17 protein-coding genes and 1 pseudogene are annotated in these 19,462 nt (G+C 65.3%); 9 read left to right on the forward strand and 9 right to left on the reverse strand.

Annotation, left to right across the window (positions count from 1 at the left end):
- Positions 1-46 precede the first annotated feature (46 nt).
- Complete coding sequence (locus tag AC4PMY_RS07110; RefSeq protein WP_491622690.1) at positions 47-391, forward strand: hypothetical protein; 345 nt, start codon at positions 47-49, stop codon at positions 389-391.
- A gap of 35 nt (positions 392-426) precedes the next feature.
- Here the strand turns inward: AC4PMY_RS07110 and AC4PMY_RS07115 are convergent.
- From AC4PMY_RS07115 to AC4PMY_RS07130, 4 genes and pseudogenes are all read right to left on the reverse strand, one after another.
- Positions 427-762, reverse strand: a pseudogene (locus tag AC4PMY_RS07115) (extracellular solute-binding protein); the annotation flags it as partial.
- A 62-nt stretch (positions 763-824) separates the two neighbouring features.
- A complete protein-coding gene (locus AC4PMY_RS07120; RefSeq protein WP_071261856.1) occupies positions 825-1,670 on the reverse strand; it encodes a carbohydrate ABC transporter permease in 846 nt (281 codons plus the stop codon).
- A 5-nt stretch (positions 1,671-1,675) separates the two neighbouring features.
- Positions 1,676-2,656, reverse strand: a complete 981-nt coding sequence (locus AC4PMY_RS07125) for a carbohydrate ABC transporter permease (RefSeq protein WP_083397356.1) — start codon at positions 2,654-2,656, stop codon at positions 1,676-1,678.
- Positions 2,649-5,480, reverse strand: a complete 2,832-nt coding sequence (locus AC4PMY_RS07130) for a right-handed parallel beta-helix repeat-containing protein (protein ID WP_083397355.1) — start codon at positions 5,478-5,480, stop codon at positions 2,649-2,651. The genes AC4PMY_RS07125 and AC4PMY_RS07130 overlap by 8 nt, the downstream gene beginning before the upstream one ends.
- 159 nt (positions 5,481-5,639) lie before the next feature.
- Here AC4PMY_RS07130 and AC4PMY_RS07135 point away from each other — a divergent pair, with 159 nt between their 5' ends.
- A complete protein-coding gene (locus AC4PMY_RS07135; protein ID WP_083397354.1) occupies positions 5,640-6,737 on the forward strand; it encodes a LacI family DNA-binding transcriptional regulator in 1,098 nt (365 codons plus the stop codon).
- 241 nt (positions 6,738-6,978) lie between these two features.
- On the opposite strand, the gene AC4PMY_RS07140 is transcribed toward AC4PMY_RS07135, so the two are convergent.
- A complete protein-coding gene (locus AC4PMY_RS07140) occupies positions 6,979-7,662 on the reverse strand; it encodes a response regulator transcription factor (protein ID WP_217635001.1) in 684 nt (227 codons plus the stop codon).
- A 116-nt stretch (positions 7,663-7,778) separates the two neighbouring features.
- Between AC4PMY_RS07140 and AC4PMY_RS07145 the strand changes: the two genes are divergently transcribed.
- The 5 genes from AC4PMY_RS07145 (at position 7,779) to AC4PMY_RS07165 (ending at position 13,167) form a co-directional block, all read left to right on the forward strand.
- Positions 7,779-8,393 carry a hypothetical protein gene (locus AC4PMY_RS07145; RefSeq protein ID WP_071261639.1) on the forward strand — a complete coding sequence of 205 codons (615 nt, stop codon included), beginning with the start codon at positions 7,779-7,781 and terminating at the stop codon, positions 8,391-8,393.
- Entirely contained in the window at positions 8,390-9,433 is a 1,044-nt protein-coding gene (locus AC4PMY_RS07150) for an efflux RND transporter periplasmic adaptor subunit (RefSeq protein ID WP_071261638.1), read from the forward strand. Before AC4PMY_RS07145 ends, AC4PMY_RS07150 begins: the two co-directional genes overlap by 4 nt.
- Positions 9,430-10,131, forward strand: a complete 702-nt coding sequence (locus AC4PMY_RS07155; RefSeq protein WP_071261637.1) for an ABC transporter ATP-binding protein — start codon at positions 9,430-9,432, stop codon at positions 10,129-10,131. Before AC4PMY_RS07150 ends, AC4PMY_RS07155 begins: the two co-directional genes overlap by 4 nt.
- A complete protein-coding gene (locus tag AC4PMY_RS07160; protein WP_071261636.1) occupies positions 10,124-11,311 on the forward strand; it encodes an ABC transporter permease in 1,188 nt (395 codons plus the stop codon). The genes AC4PMY_RS07155 and AC4PMY_RS07160 overlap by 8 nt, the downstream gene beginning before the upstream one ends.
- Positions 11,312-11,373: 62 nt before the next feature.
- The gene (locus tag AC4PMY_RS07165; protein ID WP_139205439.1) at positions 11,374-13,167 is read left to right on the forward strand and encodes a sensor histidine kinase; all 1,794 of its coding nucleotides are present in this window, start codon (positions 11,374-11,376) and stop codon (positions 13,165-13,167) included.
- Between the two features lie 119 nt (positions 13,168-13,286).
- Here the strand turns inward: AC4PMY_RS07165 and AC4PMY_RS07170 are convergent, their stop codons facing one another.
- The 4 genes from AC4PMY_RS07170 to AC4PMY_RS07185 form a co-directional block, all read right to left on the reverse strand.
- Positions 13,287-13,580 carry a DUF2961 domain-containing protein gene (locus AC4PMY_RS07170; protein ID WP_083397353.1) on the reverse strand — a complete coding sequence of 98 codons (294 nt, stop codon included), beginning with the start codon at positions 13,578-13,580 and terminating at the stop codon, positions 13,287-13,289.
- 201 nt (positions 13,581-13,781) lie between these two features.
- The gene (locus AC4PMY_RS07175) at positions 13,782-14,192 is read right to left on the reverse strand and encodes an ACT domain-containing protein (RefSeq protein WP_071261633.1); all 411 of its coding nucleotides are present in this window, start codon (positions 14,190-14,192) and stop codon (positions 13,782-13,784) included.
- Positions 14,193-14,761: 569 nt separating this feature from the next.
- Positions 14,762-15,583: a sulfite exporter TauE/SafE family protein gene (locus tag AC4PMY_RS07180; protein WP_491622682.1), complete on the reverse strand. Its 822-nt coding sequence runs from the start codon at positions 15,581-15,583 to the stop codon at positions 14,762-14,764.
- Positions 15,584-15,791: 208 nt separating this feature from the next.
- Complete coding sequence (locus AC4PMY_RS07185; protein ID WP_071261632.1) at positions 15,792-16,901, reverse strand: glycoside hydrolase family 172 protein; 1,110 nt, start codon at positions 16,899-16,901, stop codon at positions 15,792-15,794.
- A gap of 91 nt (positions 16,902-16,992) precedes the next feature.
- On the opposite strand from AC4PMY_RS07185, the gene AC4PMY_RS07190 reads away from it, so the two are divergent.
- Both AC4PMY_RS07190 and AC4PMY_RS07195 read left to right on the forward strand, forming a co-directional pair.
- Complete coding sequence (locus AC4PMY_RS07190) at positions 16,993-18,030, forward strand: LacI family DNA-binding transcriptional regulator (protein ID WP_175484398.1); 1,038 nt, start codon at positions 16,993-16,995, stop codon at positions 18,028-18,030.
- A gap of 113 nt (positions 18,031-18,143) precedes the next feature.
- On the forward strand, positions 18,144-19,445 hold the full coding sequence (locus tag AC4PMY_RS07195; protein ID WP_071261628.1) for an ABC transporter substrate-binding protein: 1,302 nt from the start codon (positions 18,144-18,146) through the stop codon (positions 19,443-19,445).
- Positions 19,446-19,462 lie beyond the last annotated feature (17 nt).

Below are 19,462 nucleotides of genomic sequence, written 5' to 3' on the forward strand. Positions count from 1 at the left end.
TGTGTGGCGCGACAGCCTCGCTGAGGACGCGCTCCCGACAAGTTCGATGCCCGCCGGCGGATGGAAGACGCTGTACAACCTCCGCGCACGGGCGGGTGTCGTTGCGCCGGTCCACCGCGCCTCGTCACGCACCCTCGGCGCCGCGCTGCCCTTCCTTGCTGAGAGCGGCGAACCCATGGCCGGCGCCTACGTCGGCCCGAACCTGCTGTCTCGGTCCACGTTCTGCTTCGACCCGTGGGAGGCCTACGCCGCGGGTGTCGTTCGCTCGCACTCGATGGCGATCTTCGGGGTGAAGGGCAGCGGCAAGTCCGTGCTCGCGAAAGCCCTCAGCACGCGCCTGTGTCGACTGGGTCGGAAGGTTGCGGTGCCGCACGATGGCCGACTGGTCTGAGAGAAGGGGTTCGGTTCGGCGAGCTGGTCGCTCAACGATGCCACCTGGTCGGGTTGGTGCGGGGTTTGCGCGAAAATCAGCTCGGGAGCCGTGCCCGCCGTCAACTGAGCGGACGACGTCTGGGCCCAGGAAGACAACGGCAGCACGGTCGTCTTCACCTCGATGTCAGGGTTGTCAGCCTCGAATGCCGCGATGAGATCGTCCCAGGCGCTACCGAATGAGTCGGTGTCGCTCGTGAACTGGTTCGGGCCGGCGAGGGTGATGGTCGTCTTATCTGAGGCGGACCCGCCGGCGCAGCCGACGAGCGTCGAGATAGCTATTCCTGAGATTGCGGCACCCGCGACGATGCGGGAGCGGCTGCGTGACTGCATGAGTTGGCCTTTCGAATGTGGTGCGCCAGCGGAATGCGGGCGTCGATGGTAGAAGCTTGAACTCAGTGTGAGCCCGGCATACCTCCTTGTACCCCCGCCAGGAAGTACTTGGAGAGGAAGCCGAATAGGATAACGAGCGGAAGACTGGCGATGAAATACCCCGCCATGAGAGGACCGACATCAGTGGCGTTCTGTCCCTGAAAAAACTGCAATCCGACAGATACCGTCCGGAGGCTGTCATCGCTGAGCACCAGCAACGGCCAGAAGAAGTCGTTCCATACGGTTGTAACTGTCATCAACGCAATGGTTCCCAGCACTGGACGCGAGAGCGGCAACATAATTGAGATGTACATGCGGAAGTCCGTGGCTCCGTCGACTCGCGCCGCGTCAAAGATCGATTGTGGCACTCCTTCAACAAAGTTCCGGAACAGAACCGTGCCGAGCACGACTCCGCCCGTTACGTAGGGGATAACAAGAACCGTGTAGGTGTTCAGCAGCCCAAGATCGCGCATCATGACAAAGAGCGGAATGAGATTTGCGATGCCAGGAATCATCATCATCAACAGCACGAGACCGTAGATGAAGTTCCGGCCGCGGAACCGGTAGCGGGCAAGCACAAAACCCGCGATCGAAGAAACAATGAGAACAAGAACTATCGTGATGGCCGCAATAAAGATCGTGTTCCACAGATAGGGCGCAACCTGGTTCCAGGCGCGTCCGTAATTCTCGAAGTGCAACGGCAGCTCGATGCCCCAGAAGCTCGACGCAAACTGCTCGTTCGTCTTGAACGACGTCACCACCATGAGGACATACGGCAGCAAGCTGATAGTGATCAACAGAATTAGCGCCGCCTTGACCCCGATCTGCCGACCGGAACGGTCACGGACGCTCGGTCGCTTTTCAAGCATCGTAGTCACATTGACCCCCCGTCTGTGTGCGCGCTCTCGCGTCGACCGGAGAAGACGACCACTGAGCTGAGCACGAGCGTGATGAGAAACAGCGTGGTAGAAAGCGCTGCGGCGTAGCCCCAATCGGATCCCGCGAACGCGACGTTGATCATGCGCAGAACAGGAACCATCGTGGCGTTGTCCGGACCGCCTGACGTGAGCACATAGGCGACGAAGCCGTACTGGAGGGCAGCTACTACGGCGAGGAAGAGCAGCAGACGAACTTGACTTGCCATCAGGGGAAGGTCGATAGACCAGAATCTGCGCAGCCTCCCTGCCCCGTCGAGCTGCGCTGCTTCGAGAACCGCCGGAGGGATGTTCTGGAGACTTGCGTAGAAGATGAGGAACGGTAAGCCGGCAATGAACGGAAAACCGACGAAGAGGAGCGCCAGCAGGGCGGTGTCTGGCATGCCCGTCCAGTTGTGAGCGAGGTCGCCGAGCCCAATCGCTTCGAGGAAACGGTTGATGACCCCCTGGTTTGGTTCGTAGAGGAACCCCCAGATGAGCGCCGTCACGACGCCGGGAAACGCCATCGGCAGGATGAGAAGGGTCCGCGTCACGAACTGCCATCTGGGACTACGGAGTGTGATCAGCAGCTCGGCGGCGAGTAAAGGGAGGACCCAGGCCAGGATCCCAAAAAGGAAGATGACGCCGAGATTGCGGAATGAAGTCCACCAGATCTCGTCGTTGAACATCGCGAGATAGTGCTCAACGCCGGTGAAGAACGACTGCGACGCTGGATTCCAGTCGAAGAACGACCAGAACACACCGGACGCCGCAGGGTAGTACGCGAAGAGACCGATGATGACCAGTAGAGGTACGAGCGCGAGGTAGATCGCGGCCCGAGCACGCTTGGGGCGGGGCAGTGGCGGCGCGGTGGTCCGTTGCCGGCCGGCCGGGGGCTTGTCTGCGGCCGGTAGCGGTGTCGATGTGAGTGTTTCAGCCATGTGTTTCTCCCTGCTTGAGATCGGGGAGGCGCCCGGTATTAGCGGTGCTTGCTGCATCACCGACGCCGGCGGTGGACACCTCGAGCAAGGTCGGTGTGTCCAGTAATGCGGTGTAGTCCGCCGAGGCGAGACCGCGGAAGGTGATGACGTGCTCGGTAGCCGTGGCCGTGAAGATCGGGGTGCGGTACGAGGCCCAGGCGGAACTCTGCGGCACGATTACGCCGATGGGGACCCCATCGATCAACACCTCGATCTGCTGGCTCTCCGAGCCTCGTTGAGCAGCTTGAACTTCGATGGCGTACGAAGCCCCGACCTCGAAACCAGATGTTGTCTGCTGGAATGAGCCCCCCCTCTGCACGAAGGCGACCTGCGCGCCGTCGGGTGCATTCGGCTGACCGAACCCCGATCCGTTGGACGCCGTTCCGCTGCCGTTGCCGTTCTCCACCGGACTGTAACTCCAGGGCGAGCCCGTTACCGCGTAGTTGATCCCGCTGGCCGCCGGCGTTTCAAAGCTACTGTCCGCAAACTGCGCCGTCGCGGTCTCGGCCTGGTAAGTGATCCGGACATCGTCGACGAAGGCGGTCCTGTCCGCTGCGACTGTGCCGCGCAGTGTCAAAAGGTGACTGCCACTCGTGATTGCGGGCAGCGCAACGCTATGAGCGACAAATTGTGGATCCGATGCGGGGATAGTCGCAATGACCTCCTCATCCCACAGGACCTCCACGCTCTGACCGGCCTCCGCGCCTCGGCTAGCGACATCGAGTTCGACGGAGTAGTCCACACCTGGCCGGAGATCGGCAATCGATTGGGCCATTGATCCCTGACCCTGGATGAAGCCAGCCTGGCTGCCTTCGGGGGAAGAGAGATTTCCGAATGGGCCGTTGTTGCGTACGATGCCGGCACCAGCCCCATTGTCGAAGTCGGAGATGAATGACCACGCATCGTTTCGCGGTGAGTACTCGAATCCTCCCGTGACGGGTGCCTCAAAGGAACCGGCACGAACGACGCCGTCGGGGCTGTCGGTGGGCGTTGCGACATACATGATGGACGGCACCCAACTCGTCCATTCAGTCCCGTCGGAAGCGCCCGTTATGGCGAAGGCGAGAGTATCGCCTTCATTGACCGAGATATCGGCATCGACCGACAGTCCCTCTGTGTTGTTGCCGCTAATGGACTCGCTGCGGATAGGGGTTCCGTTGAGCAAGACTGTCGCCGTCGCACTGCCGCCACCCGCCTCAGTCTTGAATGCGAGACTGCGGAGCGAGATGTCACCAGAAGCGGGAGCCGTCCAGACGCGAGCGGTGCCGGGCGTCTGCTCGAAGGCTGAGATCTGACGTTGCGCGCCATCGCCCCAGACTCCCTCAATGTGGGCATTGGCGGTATATCCCGCGGCGTCCCACGTCAGGACGTCTTGGGCATCGATTCCCACTCGATAGGACCAGGGGTCGCCCGCGATGCCATCGCCGAAGTGATCTGCAGCGTAGAAGGGCACCGTCCCCGTCGCTGCGGTGGTGTTCTTCGTGTTGTTGCCAATGAGTGGAGCGAAATCCGCTTCCGGGTAGACGAATCGGCTGTCAGCGCTGAGGTTGTTCGCGATGGTGCCAGTGAAGGGGGCATTTCCAAGCCGATATAGGGAGCCGCCTCCATTGCCGTAGAAGCTGTTCCCCTCGATACGGTGGTTGGTGTTGTAGTCCGCGATCTGCGGTCGGAGGGAGAGAAACTCGACACCAGGTCCCGCATTGCGGGCGATGAGATTGTTGCGGAGCGTGACATCGTTCACGTACAACTCGTTGTCGATTGCTGTTTGGTCGTTCGATCCAGTGTTGGGCGTATCGGACAGGACATTGTTTTTGAAGGTCACGTCGTCTACAGAGACCAGAATGAATCCAGCTGTGCCAGTCGGCACATAGCACGCTCCAAGACTCTCGAAGCGAGAATTCATCACCGTCAGCCCGGTTACTGCGTCGAACCGCATGCCCTCGTTGCACTGCTGCGCGTATCCGGCGCCGTTGCCGTCGTAGGCGTGGACGTTGTTGACCGTAACATCGCGAACAAGGTGCGGCGCCGCGGGCCCAGGTGAGTTGGGTTCTCCGACTCGACCGTCACACATGTCGACGTTGATCACGTTGAGGTTGTCGTGGCCGACGATTCGCTCGAACGTCACTCCGGAGACGAAGTAGGAATCACTTGGCACGTCCTCGTAGTAGTCGCCGGTGACACCTGCTCCGGCAGACTGCCAAAGATCAAGATCGTTGGACTTGCAGAAAAAGTCGGCAGGACCGCCCGGGATGGTGGAGACGAAGAGTCCGGCGATGTGGTGGACGTATAGATCCTCGAAGACGATGGAGGAGTTTCCAGTTACCGGTCCGGGGAAGTCGCCACGGTACTGTGCGAGAGCCCCCGCTCCCGCGTGGCTGAGTTCAAGGTCGCGAACCGTCACATAACTGGGGTTCTGAAGGAGGACGAGGGCCCTTCCCTCCTCCTGTTCTCCGTCGAGATGGGGCGCAGCGCCTTCGCCGTAGGCGCCGATGAGGATGCGGGCGTTCGCGGTCCCCTGACCACTGACCGTGAGGAACTCTCCGGCGTAGGTCGATCCGCGCGCGATGAGAAGTTGATCACCGGGCGAGTAGGTGCGACTCGCTGCGTCGAGCGAGCACCACGGTGAGTCAGCGCTCACACCATCTCCAGCGTCGTCGCAAGTCGCCGAAGAGCTGTTGACGTAGTACACAACCGGTTCGGCAGCAGCCGGTGATGCCGGGGTAATCGCCAAGGCCAATAGAAAAGCTGTCCCGATACTCAGGGCTCGAGTCAGGTATCGGTGCATGGCGGCTCCTCAGTGAGTCATTACGTGAGGGCTCTGGCGGATGCGTAGCCCCGCAGTCTGTAACGTTACAGATTCTGCTGACAGCGACAATATAGTGAGTGTGGGTGGCAAAGCAAGCCCGAATCTGCAACCATTCAGGGAGGGAAACGGGAGGATCGCGTGAACCGTCAACCGCGTCTGCGAGACGTCGCTGAAGTAGCAGGCGTGTCCGTCTCGCTGGTGTCGAGCTACATCAATCGCCCCGACAGTGTCGGCAGCAAAAGCGCGACAAAGATCTCCTCCGCTATCGAACAGCTGGGCTTCATACCGAATCAGACCGCACGTCAGTTGCGGTCTGGCATGAGCAAGATGCTCGCTTTCATCGCATTCGACGTCAGCGATCCGTTCTTTGCCTCGGTGGCCCGCGGTGCCCAGAATCGTGCACGCGAAGCAGGGCTTAGTCTCGTGCTCGCCGACACCAACGGTGATGCGGACTCGGAGAACGACTACGTGTCCCTGTTCGAGGAACACCGGGTACGCGGCGTCATACTTGCGCCCGTGAACGCGATCAATAGTCAGGTAGGTCGCCTCACGGCTCGTGGGATCCCCACGGTGCTCATCGACCAGGATGAATCATCGGATCTGTGGTCGAGCGTGGGTGTAGACAACGCCGCAGGCGGACGCCTCGCGGTCGAACATCTGCTCAGTCAGGGGTGCAGGCGAATCGCAGTCGTCGGAGGTACGGTCGACATCCCGCAGGTGGCTCTGCGACGCAAGGGAGCCTCAACGGCCGCGGCCAATACACCGGACTGTGCCCTCGTCGTTGTCGATTCCGTCCGCCGCGACGCTTCAGCGGGCCGAGAAGCAGTCGCTCGTCTCCTCGCCTCAGGAATGCCCGTCGACGGTATCTTCGCCGTCAACGACTCCATCGCCGCCGGAGTATTGGAAGCCCTCGCGGAGACAGACCTACGAGTCCCCGAGGATGTCGCGGTGGTCGGTTACAACGACATGGCCGCCGACATTCTCGGGATCTCCAAGCTGTCGTCGGTGCATCACCCCCACGAAGAATTCGGCACAGCTGCAGTGGAACTCGTTCTCGAGCAATTCGAGGCGGCCGCGATACCACGCCAGATACGGTTCACACCCCAGCTCGTGGAACGTGAGAGCTCGCGTCGACTGGGAGCTACGAAAGACCACCGGACACCAGCAACCGCCGCGGCTCTACCCACGCTTGAGACCGCAAGAAACCCCGCGCCGCATCCACTACGAGATCGATAGAAGCCACCCTGTCGACCACCTGCAGCCCTCAGAGTGCCGATTTCCTATAGCGCTCTTGCATGCGGCCAACCGACCGGCCAGGCTTGCCGGAGTACAGCGGCGGAGTGGGGATCGTGACCTTCGGCAGTCATCGCCCGCTAGCTGCCCGCGGGGCTTTCCTGGGCCACCAGTGAGACTGTCCCCGATATGACACTGGGAAATATTGCCTTAAGAATCGCTTCCGCCGGCGTCCGTTCCTCGCTCAGCCTGCGTGGAAGGTGTACCCGACCCCGTAGACGGTGACGAGGCGGGTGGGCTGCTGCGGGTCGGACTCGATCTTGGCCCGGAGGTTCTTCACGTGGGTGTCGATGGTGCGGCCTCCGATCCAGCGGTCGGTCCCGTGGAGACGATCGAGCAGACGGGCGCGGCTGAGGACGATGCCGGGATGCAGGGCGAACTCCTCGAGGAGGTCGAACTCGGCACGCGTGAGGTCGAGCAGCCGATCCGCGAGGGTGGCTCGATGCCGGTCCGGGTCGATCTCGAGGTCTCCAGCGATGATGACCGTCGAGGCCGGCACCGTGCGGCGGGCTCGTCGTAACAGTGCTCGGACCCGGGCGACGAGTTCGCGGGGGCTGTAGGGCTTCGCGAGGTAGTCGTCGGCACCGAGTTCGAGCCCGAGTAGCAGGTCGTTCTCGGTGGAGCGTGCGGTGAGGAGCAGGATCGGGAAGTCGAACTGCTCCTCGCGAAGCGTGCGGCAGACCGTGAGGCCGTCGGCCCCGGGGAGCATGACGTCGAGGACGAGCAGGTCGGGCGCGGAGCGACGCACCTCGGAGAGCGCTTCGGCACCGTCGGCCAGGACGGTCACGTCGTGCCCCTCCCGTTCGAGGTAGCGGCGGACGAGCTCCGACTGCAGGGCATCGTCCTCGACGATCAAGACTCTGGTCACGATCCGATCCTAGGCACGGGCTCGGCGCGCGGTCGGGCTCCGGACCGATCGCTCACAAGTCCTTCACATCCTTCGGCGAGCGTGGGTCACAGCCGCTCACCACACGAGGAGGAACCGTGACACGCATCATGCACCGATCCCTGACCGCCGCCGCGGGCGCCCTGACGCTCCTGGCGGCACTCACCGCTTGCGCCGCACCCTCTGCCGATCGGGGAACCGACGGAGGCATCGCGACGTTGGAGACCGCTGCTCCGACGCCGACCGACGCCACCGACCCACTCGTCGCGAAGTACGGCGAGCCCGTGCGTCTGCGTCTCGACATGTCGGATAAGGAGGAGGCCGACGCGTGGAAGCCACGGGATCGCTGTCTCGCGGACCACACCTCCGCAGAGCAGGGCACTCCTGGGAACGACGGCGGAGACGACGTCAGTGCAAATGCCGGCGGGGACCCGGCGAAGGCTGCCGAGGCCGAGGCGCTCTGCCAGCGCGTGGCACCCTTGCCGCCGTGGGAGCTCGACGCTCAGAACCCGGATGCCCTGCGGTTCGCGCAGCGCGTGGTGGACTGCCTGCACGAACGCGGTGTCCGCGAGGTCGAGATCACCGAGCCGGATGCGTTCGGCCAGATCAACCTCGCCTTCGGTGGCGAGGCCAACGACGCCACCTCGATCTCACTGGGGATGCAGTACGTGGACGCCTGCATGGTGTCCGCATCGGATGGGAGCGCCGAATGACCCGGTCGCGTCGCCGCACCGCGCTCGTCGGATCGCTCGCGCTCTGTGCCGTCCTCGCGGCGGGGGCCGGAGGAGCCGCCCTGCTCCTCCGGCCCGTGGCCGACGCAGCCCCGGTCGAGCACACCGCCGCACCGGCCACCGCGGTCGTCGAGCGGGGTGAGCTCGTCCAGACCGCTCGCCTCGACGGCACCGTCGGCTTCGGTGCCGCGGTACCCGTGACGACGAAAGCCGACGGCATCATCACCGGGTTGCCCGACGTCGGCGCGACACTCGATCGGGGATCCGTGGCACTGCGCGCGAACGAGCGACCGGTGCCGGTGCTGATCGGAGCGCTTCCGCTCTATCGGGCGATCGACGGCTCGGGGATGGAGGGAGCGGATGTGAGCATGGTCGCGTCGAACCTGATGGACCTCGGACATCTCAGCCGGAGTGATCCGGAGACCTTCGAGACCGGGTGGGACTTCACGGAGGCCGTCAGGGACTGGCAGGAATCGCTCGGTCTGGAGTGCACCGGCACGCTGGCCCCCGCCGACGTGGTCGTCTTGAGCGCGCCGAGTCGCATCGCCGCAGTGACGGCACGCCTCGGCGACGCGGCGGGCGGTCAGCCGTTCTCGGTCACGCCCACGACACGCGTCGTCGATGCGTCGGTCCCGGCGCAGGACGCGGGGGTCATCGGGGCCGGCGCGAAAGCGACGATCGAACTGCCCGACGGGCGCGCCGTCGGCGGGTCCATCGTCACGGTGACCACGACCGGAGAAGGAGCCGACGCGAAGGTCCGCGCGCTCGTCGCGATCGACGATCAGGCTGCACTAGCGGGCGTCGACGCTGCCGCCGTGACCGTTCGGGTCGTCACGAGATCCGTGCCGGACGTGCTGATCGTGCCCATCGCCGCACTCGTGGCGCTCGCCGAAGGCGGCTACGCGCTGCAGGACGACCGCGGCCGTCTCCATGGTGTCGAGATCGGCCTCATCGCAGACGACCGGGTCGAGGTCAGCGGTGCAGGGATCGACGCCGGCATGACGGTGGTGTCGGCACGATGACGACGCCGGCACTCGAGCTCGAGCACGTCAGCCGCGTCCACCCCGGCGGAGTCGCTGCACTCGACGACGTCTCGTTGCAGGTCGACCCGGGTGAACTCACCGCGATCGTCGGACGCTCCGGCGCCGGCAAGTCGACGTTGCTCAACGTCCTCGGCACCCTCGACCGTCCCACGGCCGGCGTGGTCCGCATCGGCGGCACCGACACCCGTGACCTCTCGGATCGCGCGCTGTCCACCTTGCGCGGGAGCTCGATCGGGTTCGTCTTCCAGGGCTTCCATCTGACCGACGGCGTGACCGCAGAACAGAACGTCGCGATGGCGCTGCTCTACAGCGGCGTTCCCAGGCGGGAGCGCCGTGACCTCGCCCGCGCGGCACTCGAGCGCGTGGGACTCGAGCACCGCATCGGGCACGCGGCGCAGGACCTCTCCGGCGGTGAACGACAGCGGGTCGCCATCGCCCGGGCGATCGTGACCGACCCGCTCGTCGTCCTCGCCGACGAACCCACCGGCGCCCTCGACACGGCGAACGGCGAACGCGTGCTCAGCCTCCTCGAGCGACTGCACGACGAGGGCACCACCGTCGTCGTCATCACCCATGACGTCGAGCTCGCCGCACGACTGCCACGACGCATCGAGCTGCGGGACGGCCGCATCATCACCGACACCCGGACCGGCTCCAGGGCGGTGCCGCATGCGTGAGCGTCGCAGACGTCTCGACCCCCGGGATCTGCTCGCCGTCGGCACGGTCGGGCTTCGCACCCGACCGCTTCGCGCCGTGCTCTCGACCATCGGGATCGCCATCGGCATCGCGACACTGGTGACCGTCACCGCCGTGCCCGCGTCCTCCCAGGCCGCGCTCGATCAACAGCTCACGGCGCTCGGAGCGGACCTGCTGCGAGCCGACCCTCGCGCAGGCGCAGACGGAACCCCCGTGCCGCTTCCGGCCGAGGCACTCGGCATGCTGCAGCGCATCGGAACCGTGAAGGATGCCGCGACGGTCGGCAACGCCCACGCCCCCGTCCGCAGCAACCAGCTCCGCGGATACCCGGAGACCGGGCTGACCACACTCGCCGTCCGCGGTGATCTTCGCGAGGTGCTGCGAACGGACGTGACCTCCGGTCGCTGGCTCGACGGGAGCGACCTGCCGACGGCCGTGCTCGGCATCGACGCCGCTGATCGGCTCGGCCTGTCGCAGCTCCCCGATCGGCCGGTCACGATCGACGTCGACGGCGTCGCGTTCACCGTGATCGGCGTGCTCGCACCGACGCCGCTCTCCGCCGACGTGCAGTCGGCGGTCCTCGTCGACGATGCTGCCGCGCGGCGCTGGCTGAGCTTCGACGGCGCACCGACGGTCGCCTACGTCACGGGTGTCGAGGCGTCGATCGACGCCTTACGACCAGTCGTCGCCGCAACCCTCTCCCCGGGGGCGAGCGGACTCGTGCAGGTGAGCCAGCCCTCGGCCGTGCTCGCCGCGAAGGCTGCTGCCCGATCCAGCTTCGATGGACTCTTCCTCGCGCTCGCCGCAGTCGCACTCGTGATCGGAGGCATCGGCATCGCGAACACGATGTTCGTCTCCGTGCTCGAGCGTCGCCGGGAGATCGGATTGCGACGAGCGCTCGGCGCCCACCGCGGTCAGATCCAGGCGCAGTTCCTCGTGGAAGCGATCCTGATCTGCGCCCTGGGCGGCGCATCCGGAGTCGTGCTCGGTCTCCTCGGAACCGCGGCCTGGAGCGGTCTGCAGGGCTGGCCGCTGGTCGTTCCGGTGGAGACGATCCTGTCCGGCATGAGCGCCGCGCTGGTGACGGGCGCCGTCGCCGGACTCGCGCCGTCCATCCGCGCCGCCCGCCAATCACCGACCGCGGCGCTCGCCGCGACCTGAGCGGGTCCGACGGTGCGCGGATGCGGGCCGGGACGGAAAGTGATGAGAGCATGGCCGACGACATGAGCAACAGCAGAAGAGCGGGCACCGCTGGGCCCCGACGCGTGCCGCGGCTGCTCGCGCGCTATCTCGCGGCTGGACTGCTGCTCGTGCTGGCCTCCGCAGGCGGTACTGTCTGGCTGGCCCAGACCTCGGAGTACCGGTACGACGAGCAGGCGTCCGGCGTCGATCTCGTTCGAGACGAGCAGGTGCTGGATGCACTCAGGACGTGGGCCGGACACCACGACGACTGGAGCGACGTCGGGTCCACGCTGCTGCTGCTCAGCCAGGAGACCGGGCGTCGCATCGCCGTGGTCGACGGTGCCGGAACGGTGACCGCCGACACGGCGCCCGAGCTGCCCCGTCCGGCGGCCTCCACCCGATTGCTCGACCCGCTCGAACCCCTCGGTGACCCGGTGACATCCGAACTGCGTCTGCCCGACGGCATCAGCGGGCCGTTCTCGCTCGACGATGCGCAACGTGACCAGCTCACCGCGCAGGCCGCCGCGGTGGTGGAGTGCCTGGGCGATGCGGTCGTCGACACCGGCCTGTGGGGGAGCGGCCGCCCCGTGGTCAACGGATACGACGATGCCCCGGACTGTGGCCGTGCCGCCTTGAACACACCGCTGCCGAGCGAGCGGGTCGCCCTCGACGAACTCCGCGATCGCACGAACGCCTGCCTGCTCGCCGCGAACGCACCGCTGGTCACCGACGTCGAACTCGATCTGTCTCCGTCGAGCGCCCCTGCGCAGCTCGCGTTGCGCACCGTCCCGACCGGCGACGACGCGGCTGACGGGTGCCTGCTGCAGGCGCGCATCGACCAGGCCCGGGCGACGACGGCGCCTGCCGTGAACGTGGTGCTCACCGACCAGCGAGGTGACGCGCAGGGCCCGCTCGACGCGAGTCCTGGATCGATCGCCCGCGTGGGCGTGTTCGTCGTGGTGCTGCTCGCACTCCTCTCGGTGGCCGCGGCGCTCATCGTCGTGCCGACCCTCCGGAGCGCGCGCCGACTCGAGACCGCGGTCGATCGCTTCAGCGCGGGCGATCGCGAGGCCCGCGCGGCGTTGCCCGCTCGCGACGACCTCTCCGGCGTCGGCGCCGCGTTCGACCGCATGTCCGGTGAGATCGCTGGACACGAAGCGTCACGGCGACGGCTACTCGGCGACATCGCCCACGAACTGCGCAGCCCGCTCACGAACATCCGCGGATGGGTCGAGGCGGCTGACGACGGTCTCGGTCTCGACGATGCGGCACTCCGCCGGCTCGTGCTCGACGAGGCCGGGCGGATGGAGCGGATCACCGGGGACCTGCAGCTCCTCGCGCTCGCGGAGGCCGGCGACCTCGTGCTGGAGCGCAGGGCGTGCGACGCGGCGGTGATCGTGCGAGAGCTCGGCGAAGCGTACCGAGCGCAGGCGGCGAGCACGGACATCGCGCTGCACGTCGAGCTCTCGGGGCCGTTGCCGCTCGAGACCGATCCTGCCCGATTGCGGCAGATCCTCGACAATCTGCTCTCGAACGCTCTGCGCCACACGCCGCCGGGCGGTCGTGTCGACCTCGAAGCGGTGACCACTGACGACCTGGTGCGGATCGCGGTCGTCGACACCGGCGAGGGCATCGCCCCGGCAGACCTACCGCGGGTCTTCGACCGGCTCTGGCGCGGCGAGCCGTCTCGGGTCCGCGCCGGGCAGAGCACCGGCCTCGGTCTCTCGATCGCCCGCGGCCTCGCTGAGGCGTTGGGCGGCACGCTCAACGCACAGAGCACCCTCGGCAAGGGCAGTCGCTTCGAACTTGCTCTGCCTGCGCAGGACCGAGAGTAATGGGACCAATCAGTATTCAGTTCCACCGACCGCAATGCCGAACTGACAAAACCGCCGCTACCGCCTCGGGTGCGCCACAGGGAGACAGATTGTCGACATGACTGGGGTGAAGCGTCGGCTCAGCGTGATCGTTGGTTTGATGGGCCGCCGAATGGCAACGCCGGCGTGAGCCCAGTCTGACACCAGTAGGACACGGAGGAAATGGCATCCCTCCGTTCGAAGTGTCCGTGATCCCATGCGCCGATCTGTTGCAACGTGACGCGCAATCGTGAACCGACGATGACCGGATCTGGCAGATGCCAGCGGTACATTCCGTGAGACTGAGCCGTGGCGCGCAGAAACGGGAAATGTCCGCTGGTGTCCTGGGCTGAGTAGAACGGGTATCCCGAGTACAGCGCGGAGAAGAGGACAATGGCAAGCTGACGCGCGTCGCGATCTGCGGTCCGGTCTGCCCACGGACGCCGAGGTTGTAGGAGGTGAGTGGGAGCCCGTCAGCGGCCGCGGCCGCGGCTGCTGCGACGCGTCCGACCCAGCCGAGTATCGCACGGTCTCCCCCGCCGACGACATAAGAGTCGCCGATGAAGCAGATTCGCTAGTCGACCGAGATGCTGCGCTCAGCCACGAGCTGCCCCCACGTCGATCGTGTGTCCCGCGTCCAGGAGCGCTGCCACTGCCGCTGCATGCCAGTCGCTCGGGGTCATCACAACATCCCCATCGAAGGTGGAGACGACGAAGACCGGGCAACCAATCGCCGCGAGCGGGTCGACTAGCGACGCAACGACTCCGGTCAGCCCGAACGGGATCGGCCCTCCCGCGTATAACGCCCGCCACGGGCCGTCGAGTTCCGCTCCTTCCGGGGTGAAATTGGTGTCGCAGACGATTGAGATCTCTTGGTCGGTTCGTGTGACGGACACCAACGACGCCGACCCGAGGAGACCGGCCAGCGCCGGACCGAGGTCCGTCTCGACGGGGAACCGGGCAATCACGTACTCACCGGCGAGGGAACGAAGGGGAACAGCAGGCATGGAAGCACCCGTTCAGGACTCGCGGAAGGTAGCCGAACGGCACCACGTCAATCGCGTTATAAGAACAGTAGCGAACCGGTCGATCTAGGCATCATTCGGGCTGTGTGTTGATGCATCGTTTCTCGTTCCCCGCTGCCGAAAGCGGCAACGGCAAGGTTGTCGTCTCTATCCCCTGATTCCGTGATCCCGGGGGCACTCGACGGTACCTGGTACGCCATTGCTGATCCGTGCGGTCCTTCCGCGAGACTCTGCTCCGGACCGACCGTCCAGTAGCGGGGTTTCCCTGCAGGACCCGTCTCCGGCCCGTGCCCAGGTCACCGACTAGGCTCCATGACGCGTCGAGGAAACCACACATTCGCTTCGCCGCCCGGACAGCACCGCGCGGGGTCACTTGCGCTCAATGCACCACCCCGGCCCACATCTCGGGATTGCGGTTCCTGGTCAGTGCGACGCACACCGCAGCTATTCTCACCGCGAAGAAACGACCAGCCCTGTCCGCCGCGTCGTGGTGCCCTGTCGCGGTCCGTCCACCATGCGGGCGTGGGTGGGACGGCACGCCTCAACCATCGTCAGGAACTCGTGAACTGCGTCACGGTGTCCCAGGCGAGCTTCACGATGAGGATGGACAGGGTCACCAGGAACACGATGCGCACGAAGCCGCTTCCGCGTTTCGTCGCCATCCGGGCACCGATGAACCCGCCGGTGATGTTCATCACGGCCATGGCGAGACCGAGCGCGAGCAGGACCTCGCCGTGCACGCCGTACACGACGAGGGCGGCGAGGTTCGTGGTGAGATTGGCGATCTTCGCGTTCACGCTGGCCTGCAGGAAGCCGTACCCCAGCACGCCGACGATGAGGATGACGAAGAACGAACCCGTTCCCGGCCCGAGGATGCCGTCATAGAAGCCCACCAGCAGGCCGATCATCGCCGCCCGCCAGGCGACCGCGCTGGCACGGTCATGGCGGGGTTCGTGGTGCAGGCCCATGGTGGGCTTGAAGAGGGTGTACAGCGCCACGGCGATCACGGCGACGAGCACGACGGGCGTCAAGACGTCGCGAGGGACGTACCGCGACAACGCGGCACCGGCGGTCGATCCGGCGTAGGCCCCGGCGACGAGAGGCACCAGCAGCACGAGCTGCACCCTGATCTTGCGCAGGTACACCCAGCTCGCCGACAGGGTGCCGAAGAAGGACGACAGCTTGTTCGTGCCCAGGATGAACGGGGTCGCGACGTCGCTCGGAACGGCGATGACGAGCGCGGGCAGCTGGATCAGTCCACCGCCGCCGACGACCGCGTCGACCCAGCCGGCCACTCCCGCCGCGACGAGGAGGAGGACGAGCGCGGCCACCGAGACGGGGAGCCATTCGGCGATCAGCGGTCCATCGAGCACAGTCATCCTAATCGTCGGGGTGATGTGATTCACCGGGGGTGAGACCATTGTTTGCAAGAACTTCGTGACGCGCGTTTCGCGTATGCATCGCGGTGCGGGCGAGTCGCCTGATCAGGGCGGCTCGCCCGCCCATCGGGCGCGAACGGGTTGGCCCGAGAATCCGATTCATCGGCACAGCCCTGTGCCGGAACTGGTCCCGACCGGATGTTTAGCGGGGTCGTCGCTCAAACGGGTCGCGGAGAGATCGCGCGGGCGTCAGGCCGGTCTGGTACCAGTACGCGACGGACGAGATGTCGTCGCTTCGCTCGAAGTGACCGTGGTCCCATGCGCCGATCTGTTGCAGCGTGACACGCAACTGCTCCGAGAAAATGACCGGATCCGGAAGATGCCATCGATACATCCCGTGCGACTGCGGCGTCGCACGGAGGAATGGAGAATGGCCGCTCGTGTCCTCGGCAGAGTAGTAGGGATAGCCCGAGTAGGGCGCAGAGAAAAGGACGGGGGAGATCGGCCCATCGTTAGCGAGACGGTCCTGGAAGGCCCAGGCGCCGCCGGCGTAGTCCTCGAGCCCCGTGCTGGTCTGGCTGGGGAAGGTCGTGTCGTCGTCGATGAAGAATTTTGTCTCGCCCTCGCCCCACCAGTACCGCTCCAGGGCGGTGAGTCCGATGTAGGTGCCAACGTACTGGCCGGAGCCTTCCACACCGTCGAGGATCACATGATCCTCGCCAGGCCGGGTGGTGCCGTTCGATCGTCGCCATTGGGCATGGAATCGTGCCAGCTCAGCGGGGAGTTCGTCGCCAACCGTGTAGTCGATCTGGTAGTAGATCCCGGACACGTCACCTGGGTGCTGGTTGACGATCTCGACCTTCGCGTGCTCGGCGAATGGCATCGCGAAGTAGCAATTCATACCGCCCGTTGACGCGACGACGATCGCGGCCGAGTTCACCGGTGTCCGCGCTCCAAAGCCGTTGCAGAAGAAATCCCCGAGCGGCACTTCTACGGCCGGACTTCCGGCCCGCTCCCACGTGATGCGGAGCACAAGATCCCGCAGCACCCATGGTCCAGCGCTGGTCGCGTCCGGCACGGTCATCCAAATGTGCCGGATCACTCCGGGGCCATCAATCTCGGCGAGGGTCGCTGTGGCTCCTGCCACAAGCGAGATCGCCGGCCGCCCTTTCCGCCCAACACCCAGAGCGGATGCCGCTTGTGCGGCTTGGCCGGGCTCTCCGGTCGGGTTCTCGGCATTGATGGATCGACTCCGGACGCCCGTTGGAGCGCTGAAATACTGTTCCCAGACCACGTTCTTCTCCTCTGTCATGGGAAACCTAACACGTGCTAGGTCGCTCGGGGAAGTCGCGACTATGCTTGTTTTCACCGGCCGAACGAAAGCGTGCAGTGTGAACCGTCGTGTGACCTCGAAGGACGTGGCGCTGGCTGTCGGTGTCTCGCGTACAGCCGTCTCGCTGGTGCTCAACAATCGGGCGGACGGCGAAATCGACCCGGTCAAGCAGGAACTCATCCGCCAGACCGCGGCTGAGCTGGGTTACGTCCCGAATGCCGCGGCAGTCAATCTCCAGCGTCAGAGCACCGCGACCATCGGGCTGATCACCGATGAGATCGCCAGTGCCCCGTTCGCCGGCCAGCTCATCGACGGGGCGACGACAGCGGCCATGCAGGCGGGATTCATGATCCTGACCATCGACACCGCATTCCATGATGACTACATCGCCGGCGCAGTCGAGACGCTCCGTGCGCGAGATGTCGACGGGATCATCTTCGCCGCCGCGAGTGTCCGCGAGCTCGAACTCCCGCCGAGCGCATATGCGTTGCCGCTGGTCCTTGCCAACGCGATCGACTCCGGCGGGCGTGCGCAGTGCTTCGTACCCGATGATCGCGGTGGCGAGCGAGCCGCCGCGCGCCTCGCCCTTGAGGCGGGACACACACGCATCTGCTTCATCACGGGGGACGACGACGCTCGAGCCACGACCGAGCGTCGTCTCGGGTTCCAAGCAGAACTCGCGGCTGCGGGATTGCCCGAGGCGGCGATGTCCATCCGCGCCGGCGCCTACTCCATGCGGAGTCATCATGAGGTGGCGCTCGATCTGCTCGCTGGACCCGACCGACCGACCGCGATCTTGTGCGCGAACGATCGAGGTGCCTCGGGCGTGGTGCTCGCCGCTGCGCAGCTCGGATTGTCGGTGCCGGAAGACCTCTCCGTCATCGGGTTCGATGATGAGCAGTTCTTCGCCTCGGACTTCACTCCCGGGCTGACCACCATCGGCCTGCCGCACCGCGAAATGGGCGATGCAGCGGCGCGAAGTCTGCTGGAAACCATTGGCGCGAGCGCCAATCAGCAGTCCCCCGCTGTCATCACCATTCCGTGCAACGTCGTTGAGCGCCGCTCCCTGGCTGGCCCCCCGGCCCATCTGCGTCTCGCGCGAAAGTAGTACTTGACACCTGACACGCGTCAGGCGCACTATTGTCCCTGCCTGACACGAGTTAGGTTCTCATTCGCCCCGGGCACCCTTGCCCGGCGGCTCCACAGCCAAGGAATTCACCAATGAAGTTGAAGAGGTTAGGAATCATCGCGTTCGCGGCCAGCGCTCTGCTGGCCGCCCTGTCCGGCTGCGCCTCCGGGCCCACGGCGGAGGACGGCAAGTCGCTCGTCATCTGGAACTATGAGGACGAGAGTTCAGCGATGGGTCAAGCGTGGAAGCGCGCTGTCGAGGTCTTCAAGGAAGAGCACCCCGATGTGAAGGTGAAGTTCGCCCAGCAGGCGTTCACCTCCACGAAGACGAACGCCCAGGTGCTGCTGTCCGGCAACGACGTCCCCGACGTCATGGAGTTCAATAAGGGAGCTGCGGGCGCCGGCCAGCTCGCCTCGCAGGGGCTCATCTCACCACTGACCGACGCGGTGGAGAAGTACGGCTGGGACAAGACCCTCGCGAGCCCGAGCCTCCAGCAGCTCTCCCGCTACACGACCGACGGTGTTCCAGGAGACGGCGACTGGTACGGGATCCCCAACTACGGCGAGTACATCCTGTGGTACTACAACAAGGACTTCTTCGCCGAGCACGGACTGCAGGTGCCGACCACCCGCGCAGAACTCGACCAGCTGCTCGCCGACATCAAGGGCCTTGGCGTGACTCCCGTCGCGGCCTCCGCGAAGGAGTTCCCTTACATCCACACCTGGTTCCAGTACGTCCTCCGCGATGCTCCGGCCGACTGGGTGAACTGCTACCAGCTGTTGGAGTGCAAGGTGGACTTCGATGCACCGTACTGGAGCGAGGGCACGGCCGCAGCCGAGAACCTGGTGAAGGACGGCTACACGTCGCCGAACATCACGGGCATCACCCACGAACAGATGGGCGTCAACTTCCTCAGCGGCAAGAGCCCGTTGATGACCTCCGGGTCGTGGTGGTTCGGTCGGCTGAAGAGCGAGGCGAAGTTCGACTGGGATGCGTTCGCCTGGCCCGAGCAGAACCTCAATCAGGGGTCGGTCGGGAACCTCTGGGTGGTCCCGACGAAGGCGAAGAACAAGGACCTCGCATACGAGTTCATCGACATCACCCTGCGCCCCGAGATCCAGAACATCCTGGGTGAGAACGGCGGCCTCCCGATCGCAGGAGACCCGTCAGCAATCACCGACGAGCGCACCGCGAAATTCACGACCACCTTCCAGGAGCTCGCCAACAGCAACCGACTCGCGCTCTACCCCGACTTCCCGTTCCCAGGCTACTTCGAGGAGTTGCTGAAGGACTCCCAGTCGGTAGCAAACGGCTCGAAGACGCCGGAGGAGGTCGTCGACATCGTCCAGAAGTTCTACGAGGACGGCTTGAAGAACTCCTCGGCCAGCAAGTAGTCCCACTCCCTTGATCC

Source organism: Plantibacter sp. MDV22-iso1, assembly GCF_058408345.1.

Coding starts and splice junctions, on each gene's coding strand:
- AC4PMY_RS07120 (WP_071261856.1), bottom strand. CDS start 1,670: ATGCTTGAAAAGCGACCGAGCGTCCGTGACCGTTCCGGTCGGCAGATC.
- AC4PMY_RS07185 (WP_071261632.1), bottom strand. CDS start 16,901: ATGACAGAGGAGAAGAACGTGGTCTGGGAACAGTATTTCAGCGCTCCA.
- AC4PMY_RS07195 (WP_071261628.1), top strand. CDS start 18,144: ATGAAGTTGAAGAGGTTAGGAATCATCGCGTTCGCGGCCAGCGCTCTG.
- AC4PMY_RS07150 (WP_071261638.1), top strand. CDS start 8,390: ATGACCCGGTCGCGTCGCCGCACCGCGCTCGTCGGATCGCTCGCGCTC.
- AC4PMY_RS07110 (WP_491622690.1), top strand. CDS start 47: ATGCCCGCCGGCGGATGGAAGACGCTGTACAACCTCCGCGCACGGGCG.
- AC4PMY_RS07125 (WP_083397356.1), bottom strand. CDS start 2,656: ATGGCTGAAACACTCACATCGACACCGCTACCGGCCGCAGACAAGCCC.
- AC4PMY_RS07175 (WP_071261633.1), bottom strand. CDS start 14,192: ATGCCTGCTGTTCCCCTTCGTTCCCTCGCCGGTGAGTACGTGATTGCC.
- AC4PMY_RS07155 (WP_071261637.1), top strand. CDS start 9,430: ATGACGACGCCGGCACTCGAGCTCGAGCACGTCAGCCGCGTCCACCCC.
- AC4PMY_RS07160 (WP_071261636.1), top strand. CDS start 10,124: ATGCGTGAGCGTCGCAGACGTCTCGACCCCCGGGATCTGCTCGCCGTC.
- AC4PMY_RS07165 (WP_139205439.1), top strand. CDS start 11,374: ATGAGCAACAGCAGAAGAGCGGGCACCGCTGGGCCCCGACGCGTGCCG.
- AC4PMY_RS07130 (WP_083397355.1), bottom strand. CDS start 5,480: ATGCACCGATACCTGACTCGAGCCCTGAGTATCGGGACAGCTTTTCTA.